General features: G+C 70.0%; 13 protein-coding genes and 2 tRNA genes. 5 read left to right on the top strand and 10 right to left on the bottom strand.

Annotation, left to right across the window (positions count from 1 at the left end; genetic code table 11):
* Positions 1 to 16: 16 nt before the first annotated feature.
* A complete protein-coding gene (locus M1105_RS16165) occupies positions 17 to 1,465 on the top strand; it encodes a TrkH family potassium uptake protein (RefSeq protein WP_249581409.1) in 1,449 nt (482 codons plus the stop codon).
* 80 nt (positions 1,466 to 1,545) lie between these two features.
* Complete coding sequence (locus tag M1105_RS16170; protein ID WP_249581410.1) at positions 1,546 to 2,310, top strand: sterol desaturase family protein; 765 nt, start codon at positions 1,546 to 1,548, stop codon at positions 2,308 to 2,310.
* A 66-nt stretch (positions 2,311 to 2,376) separates the two neighbouring features.
* Here M1105_RS16170 and M1105_RS16175 read toward each other — a convergent pair.
* The 7 genes from M1105_RS16175 to M1105_RS16205 all read right to left on the bottom strand — a co-directional run bounded on the left by M1105_RS16175 (position 2,377) and on the right by M1105_RS16205 (position 8,518).
* A tRNA-Glu gene (locus tag M1105_RS16175) sits at positions 2,377 to 2,452 on the bottom strand.
* 52 nt (positions 2,453 to 2,504) lie between these two features.
* Positions 2,505 to 2,580 (bottom strand) — tRNA-Glu (locus M1105_RS16180).
* Positions 2,581 to 2,645: 65 nt separating this feature from the next.
* Complete coding sequence (gene recJ, locus M1105_RS16185; RefSeq protein WP_249581411.1) at positions 2,646 to 4,415, bottom strand: single-stranded-DNA-specific exonuclease RecJ; 1,770 nt, start codon at positions 4,413 to 4,415, stop codon at positions 2,646 to 2,648.
* 47 nt (positions 4,416 to 4,462) lie between these two features.
* Positions 4,463 to 5,434: a class II fructose-bisphosphatase gene (glpX, locus tag M1105_RS16190; protein ID WP_249581412.1), complete on the bottom strand. Its 972-nt coding sequence runs from the start codon at positions 5,432 to 5,434 to the stop codon at positions 4,463 to 4,465.
* Positions 5,435 to 5,550: 116 nt separating this feature from the next.
* Positions 5,551 to 6,837: a homoserine dehydrogenase gene (locus tag M1105_RS16195; protein WP_249581413.1), complete on the bottom strand. Its 1,287-nt coding sequence runs from the start codon at positions 6,835 to 6,837 to the stop codon at positions 5,551 to 5,553.
* Positions 6,834 to 8,072 (bottom strand): LL-diaminopimelate aminotransferase, encoded by a 1,239-nt coding sequence (locus tag M1105_RS16200; RefSeq protein ID WP_249581414.1) that lies wholly within the window; start codon positions 8,070 to 8,072, stop codon positions 6,834 to 6,836. Before M1105_RS16200 ends, M1105_RS16195 begins: the two co-directional genes overlap by 4 nt.
* Before the next feature lie 92 nt (positions 8,073 to 8,164).
* Complete coding sequence (locus tag M1105_RS16205) at positions 8,165 to 8,518, bottom strand: hypothetical protein (RefSeq protein ID WP_249581415.1); 354 nt, start codon at positions 8,516 to 8,518, stop codon at positions 8,165 to 8,167.
* A gap of 156 nt (positions 8,519 to 8,674) precedes the next feature.
* Here M1105_RS16205 and M1105_RS16210 point away from each other — a divergent pair, with 156 nt between their 5' ends.
* From M1105_RS16210 to M1105_RS16220, 3 genes are all read left to right on the top strand, one after another.
* Positions 8,675 to 10,486, top strand: coding sequence for a PHA/PHB synthase family protein (locus tag M1105_RS16210; RefSeq protein ID WP_249581416.1), 1,812 nt, complete (start codon positions 8,675 to 8,677; stop codon positions 10,484 to 10,486).
* 101 nt (positions 10,487 to 10,587) lie between these two features.
* Positions 10,588 to 11,571 (top strand): PHB depolymerase family esterase, encoded by a 984-nt coding sequence (locus M1105_RS16215; protein ID WP_249581417.1) that lies wholly within the window; start codon positions 10,588 to 10,590, stop codon positions 11,569 to 11,571.
* A gap of 29 nt (positions 11,572 to 11,600) precedes the next feature.
* Positions 11,601 to 12,362: a glucose 1-dehydrogenase gene (locus M1105_RS16220; protein ID WP_249581418.1), complete on the top strand. Its 762-nt coding sequence runs from the start codon at positions 11,601 to 11,603 to the stop codon at positions 12,360 to 12,362.
* Between the two features lie 18 nt (positions 12,363 to 12,380).
* On the opposite strand, the gene M1105_RS16225 is transcribed toward M1105_RS16220, so the two are convergent.
* The 3 genes from M1105_RS16225 to M1105_RS16235 form a co-directional block, all read right to left on the bottom strand.
* Positions 12,381 to 13,298 (bottom strand): LysR family transcriptional regulator, encoded by a 918-nt coding sequence (locus M1105_RS16225; protein WP_249581419.1) that lies wholly within the window; start codon positions 13,296 to 13,298, stop codon positions 12,381 to 12,383.
* Between the two features lie 295 nt (positions 13,299 to 13,593).
* Complete coding sequence (gene folE / locus M1105_RS16230; protein ID WP_249581420.1) at positions 13,594 to 14,229, bottom strand: GTP cyclohydrolase I FolE; 636 nt, start codon at positions 14,227 to 14,229, stop codon at positions 13,594 to 13,596.
* Between the two features lie 157 nt (positions 14,230 to 14,386).
* On the bottom strand, positions 14,387 to 14,620 hold the full coding sequence (locus tag M1105_RS16235; protein ID WP_249581421.1) for a helix-turn-helix domain-containing protein: 234 nt from the start codon (positions 14,618 to 14,620) through the stop codon (positions 14,387 to 14,389).
* Positions 14,621 to 14,889 lie beyond the last annotated feature (269 nt).

The following is a 14,889-nucleotide window of genomic DNA, read 5'->3' on the forward strand; positions in this document are numbered from 1 at the left end:
GAGGCTCCCCGCACCGATGCACGACTTCCGACCTGTAGGGCGACTGATCGGGCAACTGGGCGTGGTGCTGGCGATCAGCATGCTCGTGCCCGCGGGGCTCGACGCCTGGGACCGGCACGACAACTGGCGGGGCTTCCTTCTCGCGGCCTTCGTCACCGCGGCGGGCGGGTTGTCGCTGGCGGTGGTCACGCGCGGCAGCGACCTCCGCGGCCTCAACCGGCGGCAGGCCTTCCTCGTGACGGTGCTCGTCTGGGCGATCCTGCCAGTCTGCGGCGCGCTGCCCTTCGTGTTCGGCGCCCCGGGCTCGTCCTTCACCGACGGCTATTTCGAGGCGATGTCCGCCCTCACCACGACGGGGGCCACGGTGTTTGCGGGGCTCGACACGGCGCCGCGCGGGATGTTGCTGTGGCGCGGCATGATGCAATGGTTCGGCGGCGTCGGCATCATCGTCGTGGCGATCGTGTTTCTGCCGGCGCTCAGGATCGGCGGCATGCAGTTCTTCCGCTCGGAGAGCTTCGACCTCTCGGGCGACATCGTGCCCCGCGCGACCGAGATCGCGGGCTCGCTCGCCTGGATCTATGTGGGTCTGACGGCGGCCTGTGGCATAGGCTACTCGCTGGCCGGCATGTCGGGCTTCGACGCCGTGGTGCACGCAATGACAACGCTGTCCACCGGGGGGATGGGAAACTACGACTCGGGCTTCGAGCATTTCTCGGAGGCCGCGCATTACAACGGCGTGCTGTTCATGGTTCTCGCCGCCCTGCCGTTCGTGCGCTTCATCCAGCTTGCCCGCGGCTCGGCACAGCCACTCTGGCGTGACAGCCAGGTGCGCGCCTTCGTCGCCATCCTCGGCGCGGGCATCCTGCTCGTCGCGGCCTGGCTGGTCTGGCACGACCACCACGGACCGCGCGACGCGCTGCGCGAGGCGGCCTTCAACCTCACCTCGGTGATGACCGGCACGGGATATGCCTCGGACGCCTATGACCGGTGGGGCGGCTTCGCCGTCGCCATCTTCTTCATCTGGGCGCTGATCGGCGGATGCTCGGGATCGACATCCTGCTCGGGCAAGGTCTTCCGCTACCAGATCCTCTATGCGGCGCTCGTGGTCCAGATCAAGCGCGTGCACAGCCCGAACGGCGTCTTCCCACTGCGCTACCAGGGGCGGCCCGTGGACCCCGAGATCGTCTCGTCGATCATGGGATTTTTCTTCGTCTTCGTGGTCTGCCTGTCGATCTGGTCGATCCTGCTCTCCCTGATGGGGTATGACACGCTCACCGCGATGTCGGGATCGGTCGCGACGCTGGCGAATGTCGGGCCGGGGCTTGGCCCGGTGATCGGCCCGTCGGGGAACTTCATGCCGCTCACCGACACCGCGAAATGGCTGCTCAGCTTCGGGATGCTGTTGGGCCGGCTCGAGTTTCTCAGCGTGCTGGTGCTGTTCACGCCGCTTTTCTGGCGCAGGTGATTGACCTCGGCGCCTGCGCCTGCATTGTCTGGCAGGCGAGCGCCGCGACGCAGACGGGAATTCATGGACCGATAATGGGGATGCCTCTCGCCGAGTTCGCCGTGATCTGGGCCGCCGTCACCGCGGCCAGCATCGGCCTGTTCCTTGCCCTCGGCCTCGCCCTCGAGGCGCTGAACCGCCGCCACCCGGAGCGCAGGATCCAGTCGCGCGAGCCCAGCAGCGAGCGCGTCCGCGACATGCTGGCCTCGATCCGCCAGCTTCTGGTGACCTGCACCTGCATCGCGCTCGGCATCGCCCTGCAGCGCGCGGGCTGGGGCGTGGGTCCGCTCGCGGCGACATGGTGGTCGGTGCCGCTGATGGCCGCCGTGGGCATCGTGCTGCTCGATGCCTGGTTCTATTTCGTGCACCGGCTGCTGCACACGCGGCCGCTCTACCGCTTCCACCGGCCGCACCACCTCAACGTCACACCAACGGTCTGGAGCAACGACTCGGGTCACGCGGTCGACACCGCGATGACCCACAGCTTCTACGTCCTACTGCCGCTGCTGCTGCCGGTGCCCGTGCTCTCGGTCGTGCTCGTCCGCCTGTTCGACCAGGTGACGGCGATCATCGGCCATTCGGGATACGAGCACTTCGCGGGCGCGACCATGCGGTGGCCCTGGCTCGGCATCTGCACGGTCTATCACGACCAGCACCACTCGGCCTTCCGCTACAACTACGCGAACTTCTTCTCGTTGTGGGACCGCGTGTTCGGCACGATCCATCCCCGCTACGACGAGGAGGTCGCGAGCTGGGAAGCGCGCTACCAGACCACCGCGGAGGCGCGGGCGAACCCGGCCGAGTGAGCGCGCTCCCACCGCCGCGCAAGGCGGATGCCTGCCCGGGCTATGGCCGGTGATGATGGGGGAGAGTGGTACGCCCTACGGGACTCGAACCCGTGTTTTCGCCGTGAGAGGGCGATGTCCTAGACCGCTAGACGAAGGGCGCTCAGCGAGACGCGCATATGGACCTTTTGGACCCGCCCGTCAAGCCCCGCCGGTGGTACACCCTACGGGACTCGAACCCGTGTTTTCGCCGTGAAAGGGCGACGTCCTAGACCGCTAGACGAAGGGTGCAGACCGGTCAGGTGGTGGGTGGATAGCGAAAAGGCCCCGGCCGATCAAGGCCGAATCGCGCGGCCTCAGGCGCCGGGCGCGGCATCCTCGATCCGCAGTTTCGCCCGCCGCGTGCCGCCCCAGTCGTCGATCTCGAGCCGCCCGGCGACATGCACCGGCGCCCGCACCGAGGCGCGCGCTTCGAAGAGCCCGGCGATGCCGCTCTCGCAGGCGCCGAAGGCGATCGCCGCAAGAGCGCCGCCTGCCGCCGGCGCCGCCAGCCGCACCTGGCAATGCCCCTGGCCCACGATCCGCACGCCCGAGGGGATGACCCCGCCAAAGGCAAGGCGCGGCGCCGGGTTCGCCTGCCCGAAGGGGCCCGCCGCCTCGAGCCGGGCCACCAGCTCGGGCGTAGCCCCCCCGGGCGCGAGGGTTCCGTCGATCCTGAGGTCCCGCGGCCCCTCCGCCCCCGCGCCCTGACGGGCGAGGCGCTCGGCCAGCGCCGCCATGGCGTCCTCGAGCCGGTCCTCCTCGACCGTCAAGCCTGCGGCCATCCGGTGCCCGCCGCCCTTCAGCAGCAGCCCCTCGCGCGCCAGCGCCCCCACCGCCGAGCCGAGATCGACCCCGGCCACCGAGCGGCCGGACCCCTTGCCCTCGGCCCCATCGACGCCGATCACGACGGCGGGCCGGTTGAAGCGCTCCTTGAGCCGGGCGGCGACGATGCCGACGACGCCCGGATGCCAGCCATGGCCCGCAGCCCAGATCAGCGGCGCCTGAGGGTCGCGGGCCTCGACCTGCCGGATGGCGGCATCGAGCACCTCGGCCTCGATGCGCCGGCGCTCCTCGTTCAGCAGGTCGAGCTCTGCCGCCAGCCGCGCCGCATGGGCGGGGTCCGCCGTCGTCAGCAGCTCGACCCCCAACCCGGCCCGGCCGACGCGCCCGCCGGCATTGATGCGCGGCCCCAGCACGAAGCCCAGATCTCGCGAGCCCGGCGGCGCGCGCAGCCGTGCCACGTCCGCCAGCGCGGCAAGGCCCGGCCGCCCGCGCCGCGCCAGCACCGCCAGCCCCTGCCGGACGAAGGCCCGGTTGAGCCCGACCAGCGGCGCCACGTCGGCAACCGTCGCCACCGCGACGAGGTCCAGCATGTCGATCAGCCCGACCTCGCGCCCGCCCGCCCGGCGGATCAGCCGGTTGGCGGCGACAAGCAGCAGGAACACCACCCCGGCCGCGCAGAGCGCCCCGAGCCCCGACGTGTCGTCGTGCCGGTTAGGGTTCACCACGGCCAGCGCGGGCGGCAGCGTCTCGCCGGGCAGGTGATGGTCGGCCACCATCACATCGGCCCCGGCGGCGCGGGCGGCGGCGACCGGCTCGTGGCTCAGCGTGCCGCAATCGACGCAGACGATCAGGTCATGGGTCGCGCCCAGCGCCTGCATCGCCGGGACGTTCGGGCCATACCCCTCGTCGATCCGGTCGGGGATGTAGACCGTGGCCTCGATGCCCTGCGCCGCCAGCCACAGCCGCAAAAGGGCCGCCGAGGCCGCCCCGTCCACGTCATAGTCGCCGAAGATCGCAACGCTCTCTCGCGCGCGCACCGCGCGGACCAGGCGCTCGGCCGCGGCATCCATGTCGCCGAGCGTCGACGGGTCCGGCATCAGGTCGCGGAGCTTCGGGTCGAGATATCCCGCCGCCTCCTCGGGCAGGACGCCGCGCGCGGCCAGCACTCGTCCCACGATTTCGGGCACCTCGGCGGCCTGGGCGATTGCGAGGCCCATCCGCTCGACGGCCGCATCCGGCCCGACCCAGCGGCGGCCGGTGACCGAGGCGGTGACGCCGAAGACTGCCGGAAGATCGGGCATCCGGGATCTATGGACCACGCCGCACGGCCGCGCCAGCCCCGGCCCGCTCAGAAGTTGCGCGTGCGATACTGCAGGCGGCGGACCGAGCCCGTGCGCGAGCGCATCAGGATCGTGTCGGTCTGCAGATAGGGTCCGTCGCGATGCGCGCCCTCGAGGATCGACCCGTCGGTGACGCCGGTCGCCGCGAAGATCACGTCGGCGCGGATCATGTCGTCGCGCGTGTATACCCGGTCGAGGTCCTTGATCCCGGCCTTCCGGGCGCGGGCGATCTCGTCCTCGTTGCGGAACAGCAGGCGGCCCAGGATCTGCCCGCCCATACATTTGAGAGCGGCCGCCGCCAGCACCCCCTCCGGCGCGCCGCCCGAGCCCATGTACATGTCGATGCCGGTCTGGTCGGGCTCGGCGCAATGGATCACGCCCGCGACATCGCCGTCGGTGATGAGGCGGATCGAGGCCCCGGTCTCGCGCACCCCTGCAATCAGCTCGGCATGGCGCGGACGCTCGAGGATGCAGACGGTGATGTCGGCGGGCGGGCAGCCCTTGGCGCGCGCGAGCGCCTCGACCCGCTCGCGCGGGCTCATCTCGAGGCTTACGATGCCGTCCGCGAAGCCCGGGCCGATCGCCAGCTTGTCCATGTAGACGTCGGGCGCGTGCAGCATCGAGCCGCGCGGCCCCATCGCGATCACGGTGAGCGCGTTCGGCATCGCCTTGGCGGTGAGCGTCGTCCCCTCGAGCGGATCGAGCGCGATGTCCACCTCGGGGCCCGTGCCGGTGCCGACTTCCTCGCCGATATAGAGCATCGGCGCCTCGTCGCGCTCGCCCTCGCCGATCACCACGGTGCCGCGGATCTCGAGCTTGTTGAGTTCCGACCGCATCGCCGCCACCGCTGCGGCGTCGGCGGCCTTCTCGTCGCCGCGCCCGATCAGCCGGGCCGAGGCGATCGCCGCTGCCTCCGACACGCGGGCGAGGCCCAGCGATAGCATCCGGTCCTGGAAGGTGACGACGGTATCGGCACTCATGGGGTTCTCCCTCCCTCGCGGGACCTCGCGCCGGGTGGCGCGCGCCCTCTTCTCCTCGATCCGTGTCTAGGCGCGCGCCGGGGGTGCTGGCAAGCGGGCGCCCTGTCGCGTCGGTCTCAGACTTCCTCGATCCGGATCGCGACCGGGGCCTCGGCGCTCACCGGAAGCGCGCCGATCTCGGCCAGCGCCGCGTCGATCGCGTCGCGCCGCGCATCATGCGTCACGATCACCACTGGCACCGGGTCGCCCTTGCCGTACTGCCGCATCCGGTGGATCGAGACCCCCTGCCGGCCCAGCGCCGAGGCCACCTGCGCCAGCGCCCCCGGCCGGTCGGCCAGTGTGAAGCGCAGGTAATAGGGCGAGTGCTCGTCGCCATGCGCGAGCCGCGCCGCGGCCTCGAGACGCGCGGCCGGCCGGCCGAACAGCGGGCGCACGGCCCCGCGAGCGATGTCAATGACGTCCGCCATGATCGCCGAGGCCGTCGGTCCCTCACCCGCGCCGGGACCCGAGAAGGCGCACTGGCCCACGAAATCCCCCTCGGCCACCACGGCGTTGGTGACGCCGGGCAGCGCGCCAATGAGACTCCGCTCGTCCACCATGCAGGGCCTGACCCGCTGCTCGAGCCCCGCCTCGTGCATCCGCGCGAGCCCCAGCAGCCGGATCGAGAAGCCCATGTCGCGCGCCGTTTCGATGTCCGACAGCGTCACCCGCTCGATCCCCTCCGTCACCACGCCCTCGAAATCGACGTGCGTGCCGAAGGCCAGCGCTGCGAGGATCGCGAGCTTGTGGGCGGCGTCGATGCCACCCACGTCGAAGGTCGGGTCTGCCTCGGCGTATCCCAGCCGCTGCGCGTCGGCCAGAACCGCCTCGTAGGGCGCCTTTCGCGCCTCCATCTCGTTCAGGATGTAGTTGCAGGTGCCGTTCAGTACGCCGAAGACACGGGTGATGCGGTTCGCAGCCAAGCCCTCGCCCAGCGCCTTGAGCGCCGGGATGCCGCCCGCCACCGCGGCCTCCGCCGCCAGCCCCACGCCCGCGCCTTCCGCCATCTCGGCCAGCAATTGGCCATGGCGGGCCAGCAGCGCCTTGTTCGCGGTCACGACATGCTTCCCGGCCACCAGCGCCGCCTCGACCAGCGCCTTGGCGGGGCCGTCAGCGCCGCCCATCACCTCGATCACGCAATCGAGATCCGCACGGCGCGCCAACGCGACGGGATCATCCTCCCAGGCGAAGGCGCTCAGGTCCACGCCCCGGTCGCGGCGCCGGTCGCGCGCCGAAACGGCGACGATTTCTACAGGCCGTCCGGCACGCTCGGCCAGCATCTCGCTGTGCGCGTGGCAAAGGCGCACGACGCCCCGCCCGACGGTGCCGAGCCCCGCAAGGCCGAGGCGGAAGGGGGTGCTCATGCCGGGTTCTCCCTGAATTGACCGTAGCGGGCGAGGATCTCGTCCGCGTTCTGCAGGACCCGCTTCACCCCGCGCGCCGCCTGCCGGATGCGGTGCTCGTTCTCGACGAGGCCAAGCCGCACGAAACCCTCGCCATACTCGCCGAAGCCCACGCCGGGGGCGACGGCGACCTCGGCCTCGGCCAGCAGGATCTTGGCAAATTCCATCGAGCCCAGCGCGGCGAAGGGCGCGGGGATCGGCGCCCAGGCGAACATGGTCGCGGGCGGCGGCGGGATGTCCCAGCCCGCGCGTTTCATCGCGTCGATCAGCACGTCGCGCCGCGCGCGATAGATGCCGCGGATCTCCTCGACGCAGTCCTGCGGGCCGTTCAGCGCCGAGGCGGCGGCCACCTGAACCGGCGTGAAGGCGCCGTAGTCCAGGTAGCTCTTGATCCGCGTCAACGCCGCGATCAGCCGCTCGTTGCCGACGGCAAATCCCATGCGCCAGCCCGGCATGGAATAGGTCTTGGAGAGTGACGTGAACTCGACCGTGCACTCCATCGCGCCGGGGATCTGCAGCACCGAGGGCGGCGGGTTCCCGTCGAAATAGATCTCGGCGTATGCAAGGTCGGACAGGATCCAGACGCCATACTTGCGCGCCAGCGCCACCAGATCGCGGTAGAAGTCGAGATCGCAGACCTGAGCGGTGGGGTTCGACGGAAAGCTCACGATCAGGGCCACAGGCTTCGGCACCGAATGGTGGATCGCCCGGTCCAGCGCGCGCAGGTAAGCCTCCGGGTTGAAGCGCCCGTCGTCCAGCGCCGGGATGTGCCTGAGCGTCCCGCCCGCGATCATGAAGCCGTAGGGGTGGATCGGGTAGCTTGGGTTCGGGCTCAGGATCACGTCGCCCGGCGCGGTGATCGCCATGGCAAGGTTGGCGAGCCCCTCCTTCGAGCCGAGCGTGGCGATCACCTGCCGCTCGGGGTCGAGGGTCACGCCGAAGCGCCGCGCGTAGTAGCCCGCCTGCGCGCGCCTGAGGCCGGGAATGCCCTTCGAGGCCGAATATCGGTGGGTGCGCGGCTTCTTCACCGTCTCGACCAGCTTCTCGACGATGTGGGCGGGCGTGTCCATGTCGGGATTGCCCATGCCGAAGTCGATGATGTCGCGCCCGGCCGCGCGCATCTCGGCCTTCATGCGGTTCACCTCGGCAAAGACGTAAGGCGGCAGGCGCTTGATGCGGTAGAATTCTTCGGCCATGGGCGGCGGTCCCGGACCCGGTTCGGATGGGTTGCCTTCTCTAGCAGCTTCGCCCCGAAAATAAAGTGTCAATGGGGGCGCCGCGCCGGGGCTCAGCGTCCCAGCCGCCTCAGCCCCTGCTCGGAAATCACCGGCTGGCCCAGCGCCGAGGCCCGCTCGGCCGAGCGGTCGGCGACGCCCGAGAGGTCGCTCACCACGGCCACGCCCTCGGCCGGGTCGGGATATCCCGGCCCGAACGTGCCGGGCGGGGGCGGGATCCGCGTGTCGGCAAGCCGCGGCCAGGGCGCGTTCGCGACCTCGGGCGATTCCGGCAGGTCGTAGGTGCCGAACAGCTCGCTCGTGCCGCAGCCCGCTAGGGCGCCGAGCGCCAGCGCCGCCGCGGCCGCACGCGCCGCGCGCGTCCGTCTCGCCCGCCGCGCGAAAGCCCGTCCCCGATCCGCCGTCATGAGCGACCTTCTGCCCGATTGCCTGCCGCCGCCCGGCGCAACACCTTGCGGCCGCGTCACCATAGCGGCCGGTGCATGCCGGCGCCAGACGTGTATATGATGGGGGCGAGGCCGGCAGCCCCAGCCACGACCGGTCGCCAGGGAAGGACGACGCCGATGACCCAGGACCCGCGCAAACCCACGCCCGCCGAGATCGAGGAGGCCAAGGAACTGGCCGACCGCATCCAGAAGCTCGTGGGCCGCAGCCAGAAGGTCTGGGCGCAGTCGCTCGAGCGCTCGCTCCACGACATGACCACGCTGAAGCCCGACCCGCTCAACACCGCGCCGGCGATGGCGCGCCTCGCCTACGACTACATCGACAAGCCGCAGAAGTTCATCGAATCCTCGATGCGGTTCTGGGCCGGGCAGGCCGACCTGTGGGCGCGCACCTGGGCAAGGGCGCTGGGCGAGGAGAAGGTGCCTCCCGTCGTGCAGCCCGCCCGCAGCGACAAGCGCTTCAAGGACGAGATCTGGGAGCAGAACCCCTTCTTCGACCATCTCAAGCAGTCCTACCTCCTGACCGCAGGCTGGCTGAAGGACAGCCTCGAGAAGGCCGAGGGGCTGACGCCGCACGACCGCAAGAAGCTCGACCTCGTGGTGCGCAACTTCATCGAGGCGCATTCGCCCTCGAACTACCCGGCGCTGAACCCCGAGGTGCTGAAGGCCACCGTCGACCAGAAGGGCGAGAACCTCCTGCGCGGCCTCGAGCACCTGATCCGCGACATGGAGCGGGGCAAGGGCGTGCTGATGATCCGCCAGACCGACATGGAGGCCTTCGAGGTCGGCAAGAACATGGCGACCACGCCCGGCAAGGTGGTCTTCCAGAACGACGTGATGCAGCTGATCCAGTATGCGCCGGCGACCGACAGCGTCCACAAGCGCCCGCTGCTGTTCGTGCCGCCCTGGATCAACAAGTTCTACATCCTCGACCTCAACGAGAAGAAGTCGATGATCCGCTGGCTGGTGGCGCAGGGGCACACGGTGTTCGTGATCTCGTGGATCAACCCCGACGGGCGGCAGAAGGACGAGACCTGGGCCAGCTACATGGCCAAGGGCCCGCTCACCGCCATCGGCAAGGCGCTGGAGGAGACCGGCGCCGACAAGGTCAACATGGTCGGCTACTGCATCGGCGGGACCATGCTGGGCACGACGCTCGCGTACATGGCCCAAACCGGCGACGACCGCGTGGCCTCAGCCACATTCTTCACCGCGCAGCTCGACTTCACCGACGCGGGCGAGCTTCAGGCGTTCGTCGATGACGAGGTGATCGACACCATCGAGGGCGCGGTCGGCGATCGCGGATATCTGGCCGCCGAGAACATGTTCGGCGCCTTCAACTCGTTGCGCTCGACCGACCTGATATGGAGCTTCGTGATCAACAACTATTTCCTCGGCAAGGAGAATTTCCCCTTCGACCTGCTCTACTGGAACTCGGATTCCACCGCGATGCCGGGCCGCGTCCACGTCTTCTACCTCGACCAGTTCTACAACCGGAACGCGCTGGCGAAGGGTGCGATGGAACTCGACGGCGTGAAGCTCGACCTCGGGAAGGTCAAGGTGCCCTGCTACCACGTCGCGACGATCGAGGATCACATCGCGCCCGCGCCTTCGGCCTATCGCGGCGCGCGCCTGCTCGGCAGCCGGTCGCAGACCTTCGTGCTGACGGGCTCGGGCCACATCGCGGGCGTGGTGAACCCGCCCGAGCCGCAGAAATACCAGTACTGGACGAGGACGGGGATGAAGGAGCCGAGCCTCGAGGCGTGGCGCGAGGGCACGACCGAGACGCCGGGATCGTGGTGGCACCACTGGGATGCCTGGCTCGGCAAGCATGGGGGCGGCAAGGTTCCGGCGCGCGAGCCGGGTGCTGTGCTCGGCGTCGTCGAGGACGCGCCGGGCTCGTTCGTCCGGATCCGCGCCGATCAGCGCTGAGCGGCCTCGCGACGCGCCGGACGCCTGCGGCCTTGATCCCGTTGGGGCAGGGCGCCAAGCTTGCCGGCACAGGATGTGGCAAGCGGCACGAGGGCGGTCGCGTGACGAAGCGGCAGGCACGGGGGAACATTCGGCGACTGGCGGCCGGACTGGCCGCGCTGCTGGCGGCCGGGCTCGCCTTTGGCGCCGCCCCGGCGCGGGCTGACCGCTTCTGCAACCCGGCCGACAGCCGCGCCCCCTGCTTCCTGGCTGAGGGCAGCTACCATGTGCGCGCGCCCGAGGGCGCGGGCCCCTTCCCCGCGGTCGTCATGCTGCACACGGCGGGCGAGACCGGGGCCGATATCGTCAACGACCCGTTCCTCGTCGCGATGGTGCTGGGCCGGGGCTTCGCGCTGGTCGCGCCGACCGGCCGGCCGCAGCGCTATGCCAACGGCTCGACCGAGACCGGCTGGCATATCCGCCAGACCTCGACGGGCGGCCGCGACGATGCGGCCTTCATCGCAGCCGCGATCGAGGTAGCCGCCCAGGGCTTCCAGATCGACCGCAAACGCGTGCTGCTGACCGGCTGGGGCAACGGCGCCTCGCTGGTCTGGGAGATCGCCTGCCTCGCCCCCTCGACCGCCTCGGCCTATGCGCCAGTGAATGGCGGCTTCTACCAGAAATTGCCCGACCGCTGCCGCGCCCCGGTGCGGCTGATGCAGGTGCATGGCCGCGGCAACGGCTTCTGGCCGCTCGACGCAAGCGAGGTCGAGACGCGCCGCGGCGTGGCGACCCCGGTGCCGACGCAGGAGCATGTCTTCCTCGCGCGGCGCCTCAATGGCTGCGGCGAGGCCCGCCCGCGCGGCGGCGATACGCCACCCGGCACCGAGATCCGCGACTGGGAGGGCTGCCACGCCGGGGCCGGCCTCTCGCTGATCCTGCACGACCATGGCAACGCGATGTCGCCCGCGCTGTTCGACGCGATCCTCGACTGGTTCGCGCCCCCCGAGCCGGCCCGCCGCGTCGCGCCGCCGGGGGTGGGCTCGATCTTCCGCCGCCCTGGCGAGGGCACCGGCGCCTTCGGCAAGCGCCCGCCGGGACAATGAGCATCGGCCGCGAGAGGGAGGCTGCGGGCATGAGACTGGAAGGCAAGACCGCGCTGGTCACGGGCGCGGGCTCGGGCTTCGGCGAGGGCATCGCGCGGCGCTTCGCCGAGGAGGGCGCACGGGTCCTCGTGATCGACATCGACGCAGGCCGCGCCGCGAGCGTCGCCGCCGCGATCGAGGCCGCGCGACAAGGCGCGGCGCGGGCGCACGCGGCGGACGTGGCGGACGCAGCACAGGCCGAGGCAATGGTGCGGGCGGCCGTCGACAGCTTCGGGCGGCTCGACATCGTCGTGAACAATGCCGGCGTCACGCATCGCAATCGGCCGATGCTCGAGGTGAGCGAGGCCGAGTTCGACCGGATCTACGCGGTCAACGTGAAGTCGATCTTCCTCGCCGCGAAAGCGGCCGTGCCGGTCATGCGCGCGCAGGGCGGCGGCGTGATCCTCAACATCGCATCGACCGCCGGCGTCCGGCCGCGGCCGGGGCTGACATGGTACAACGGCTCGAAGGGGGCCGCGATCACCCTCACCCGCTCGATGGCGGCCGAGCTTGCCCCCGACCGGATCCGCGTGAACGCCATCAACCCGGTGATGGGCGAGACGGGACTGCTCGAGGATTTCATGGGCATGCCCGACACGCCGCAGAACCGCGCCCGCTTCATCGCGGGCATCCCGCTGGGCCGCCTGTCGCGGCCCGAGGACATCGCGAATGCCGCGCTCTTCCTCTGCTCGGACGAGGCTGAGTTCGTCACGGGCGTCGCCATGGAGGTCGATGGCGGACGCTGCATCTGACACAGCGCCGCGGCGCCGTCAGCGGTCGAGCGCTGCCTCCCAGGAGGGGCGCGGTCCGATCCGCGCCCGCAGGAAGTCGATGAAGGTCCGGGCCTTGGCCGAGAGGTGCCGGGTCTGCGGGTAGACCGCGTAGATGGCGATGTCGTGCCAGGCGTGATCGTCCAGCACGGTCTCGAGCTGCCCCTGCCGGACAGCCTCGCACAGGATGAAGCTCGGCTGCAGGACGACGCCCAGCCCGGCCGCCGCGGCGTCGCGCAGGACCGTGCCGTTGTTGGCGCGCATCCGCACCGGAAGCTGCACCGATCCGTCGCTGCCATCGGGCCGGCGGAACCGCCAGATGTCCGCGCGCTCGCTGCCGACATAGGCGAGCGCCGGCCAGTCGCGCATGTCCTCGGGCCGCGCGGGACGGCCATGGCGGTCGAGGAAGGATGGCGCCGCCGCCGCTGCCACGCGCACGTCGCAGATCTTGCGCGCGACCAGCGTGCTGTCCCTGAGCGCGCCGATGCGGACGGCCAGGTCGAACCCCTCGCCCACCAGATCGACGATCCGATCCGAGAGGTCGAGGTCGACCGAAAGCTCGGGATGGGCGGTCACGAAATCGGTGATGACCGGCGTCAGATGCGCGACCCCGAAGGTGAGCGGCGCCGCGATCCGCAGCTGGCCGGCCAGCGTCCGCGAACTGTCCGAGACCTCAGACTCGGCCTCATCGACATCGGCAAGGATGCGCCGCGCGCGCTCGGAGAAGATCTGGCCCGCCTCGGTCAGGCTCATGCGGCGCGTCGTGCGGGCCATCAGCTGAACGCCGAGCCGAAGCTCGAGCTCCTTGAGCCGGCGGCTCACCGCGGACGGTGCGATCCCCATCGCCTCGGCGGCGCGCGTCACGCTGCCCTGGTCGGCCACATGCACGAAGCATCGCATGTCTTCGAATCGATCCATGAACAGAAGTCTCCGGCAATTTCTCCGGCCCTAGATGCGGGATGTTTCAGTTCATACAAGAAGCAACATTTTCGTGATCGGGCAAAATTTCACGCAGGGGCCGTGGCGTCGGGGCGGGAACGTGCCGAAACATGGCAGAATTCATTCGGGGACGATGACCTGTCCCCGCCCGGGTTCCGGAATCGACCGGCCTCGGGCGGCTGCGCAGGGAACGATCGCCCTTCCAGTCACGTCCGGCTGAAACCGGGGCCGGCGCAGTCCGAACGCCACGCCGCTCCCCATCGCACGGGGGCGCTCACCGCATCCGGTTGGTCGGATTGCCGATGATGTCCATGAACTCCTTGCGGGTCCGGGGATCGTCCCGGAACTCGCCCAGCATGGTCGAGGTGACCATCGACACGCCCGGCTTGTGCACGCCGCGGGTCGACATGCAGTGGTGCTCGCCTTCGACCACGACCGCGACGCCGCGCGGTCGCAGGACCTCGCTTAGGGTGTTGGCGATCTGGGCGGTCATCTTCTCCTGCACCTGGAGGCGCTTGGCGAAGGCGTCCACCAGGCGCGCGAGCTTCGAGATGCCCACGACCCGGTCGGTCGGGATGTAGCCGACATGCGCGACGCCGATGATCGGTGCCAGGTGGTGCTCGCAATAGCTCTCGAAGCGGATGTCGCGCAACACGACCATCTCGTCATAGCCCTCGACCTCCTCGAAGGTCCGGGCCAGCATCTCGGCCGGGTCCTCGCCATAGCCGCGGAACCAGTCGCGATAGGCGCGCGCAACACGGGACGGCGTGTCCAGAAGCCCCTCGCGGTCGGGATCGTCACCCGCCCAGCGCAACAGCGTCCGCACCGCGGCCTCGGCCTCCTCACGCGTCGGGTGCGCCACGGACTTGGCCTCGCGCGCCATGTCGGCCTGCGGATGGATCTTGTTCATGGCGCTCTTCCCCTGTCGCGTCGATCGGGCCGCGGCGGCCCGCTCCGGTGCCCACGCCCATATAGTCTGCGCAGTCACCACGACAAACCATGATGGTTTACGAATGGTAAATGCGCATGGTATGGTTAGCACGCTGTTTATAAGAATATTTCCACCTTTAGCGCACGCATCTTTCCGCCATCCTTACCCCCGCGCCGCCACCATTCGCCGCAATGAACACCACGCCCGCGCCTTCCAGCGCCGCGCGGATCTTGTCAACCGTCTGCGGCTTGAGGGTTTCGCCTCGCATGAAGCGGGCAACCGTGTTCGCGCCGACGCCCGACAACGCGGCGAGGTCGCGCACGCCCATCCTCAGCGCGGCAAGCGCCATCCGGCACTGCGAAGGCTCCATGGCACCCTGTTACTTTTTTTGTTGCCTACGGTTGATAACCTCTGAGTGGCAACAGCGCTACCGTATCACCAATCGGGGGCTATCAGCGATGGTGTAACCACAACCAAGCGTCCTCGCCAAGTCGCACGCATTGACGCAATTCTCTCCACGGTGCCTGCCAGGCACATATTCGCAGACGCCGCCGCCGCCGTGCTGGCACTCAGCAACGATCCGCCCGTGGCGGCCAAGATCCACGGGCCGGCCGGCGATGGGCTTGGGCCCAACGATAG

The organism is Thermohalobaculum sediminis, assembly GCF_023487995.1.
In the GTDB taxonomy this organism is placed as follows: Bacteria; Pseudomonadota; Alphaproteobacteria; order Rhodobacterales; family Rhodobacteraceae; genus Thermohalobaculum; species Thermohalobaculum sediminis.

Bases quoted from the DNA above. Each gene is read 5' to 3' on its own strand.
- M1105_RS16165 (WP_249581409.1), top strand. From the start codon at position 17: ATGCACGACTTCCGACCTGTAGGGCGACTGATCGGGCAACTGGGCGTG.
- M1105_RS16170 (WP_249581410.1), top strand. From the start codon at position 1,546: ATGCCTCTCGCCGAGTTCGCCGTGATCTGGGCCGCCGTCACCGCGGCC.
- recJ (WP_249581411.1), bottom strand. From the start codon at position 4,415: ATGCCCGATCTTCCGGCAGTCTTCGGCGTCACCGCCTCGGTCACCGGC.
- glpX (WP_249581412.1), bottom strand. From the start codon at position 5,434: ATGAGTGCCGATACCGTCGTCACCTTCCAGGACCGGATGCTATCGCTG.
- M1105_RS16195 (WP_249581413.1), bottom strand. From the start codon at position 6,837: ATGAGCACCCCCTTCCGCCTCGGCCTTGCGGGGCTCGGCACCGTCGGG.
- M1105_RS16200 (WP_249581414.1), bottom strand. From the start codon at position 8,072: ATGGCCGAAGAATTCTACCGCATCAAGCGCCTGCCGCCTTACGTCTTT.
- M1105_RS16205 (WP_249581415.1), bottom strand. From the start codon at position 8,518: ATGACGGCGGATCGGGGACGGGCTTTCGCGCGGCGGGCGAGACGGACG.
- M1105_RS16210 (WP_249581416.1), top strand. From the start codon at position 8,675: ATGACCCAGGACCCGCGCAAACCCACGCCCGCCGAGATCGAGGAGGCC.
- M1105_RS16220 (WP_249581418.1), top strand. From the start codon at position 11,601: ATGAGACTGGAAGGCAAGACCGCGCTGGTCACGGGCGCGGGCTCGGGC.
- M1105_RS16225 (WP_249581419.1), bottom strand. From the start codon at position 13,298: ATGGATCGATTCGAAGACATGCGATGCTTCGTGCATGTGGCCGACCAG.
- folE (WP_249581420.1), bottom strand. From the start codon at position 14,229: ATGAACAAGATCCATCCGCAGGCCGACATGGCGCGCGAGGCCAAGTCC.
- M1105_RS16235 (WP_249581421.1), bottom strand. From the start codon at position 14,620: ATGGAGCCTTCGCAGTGCCGGATGGCGCTTGCCGCGCTGAGGATGGGC.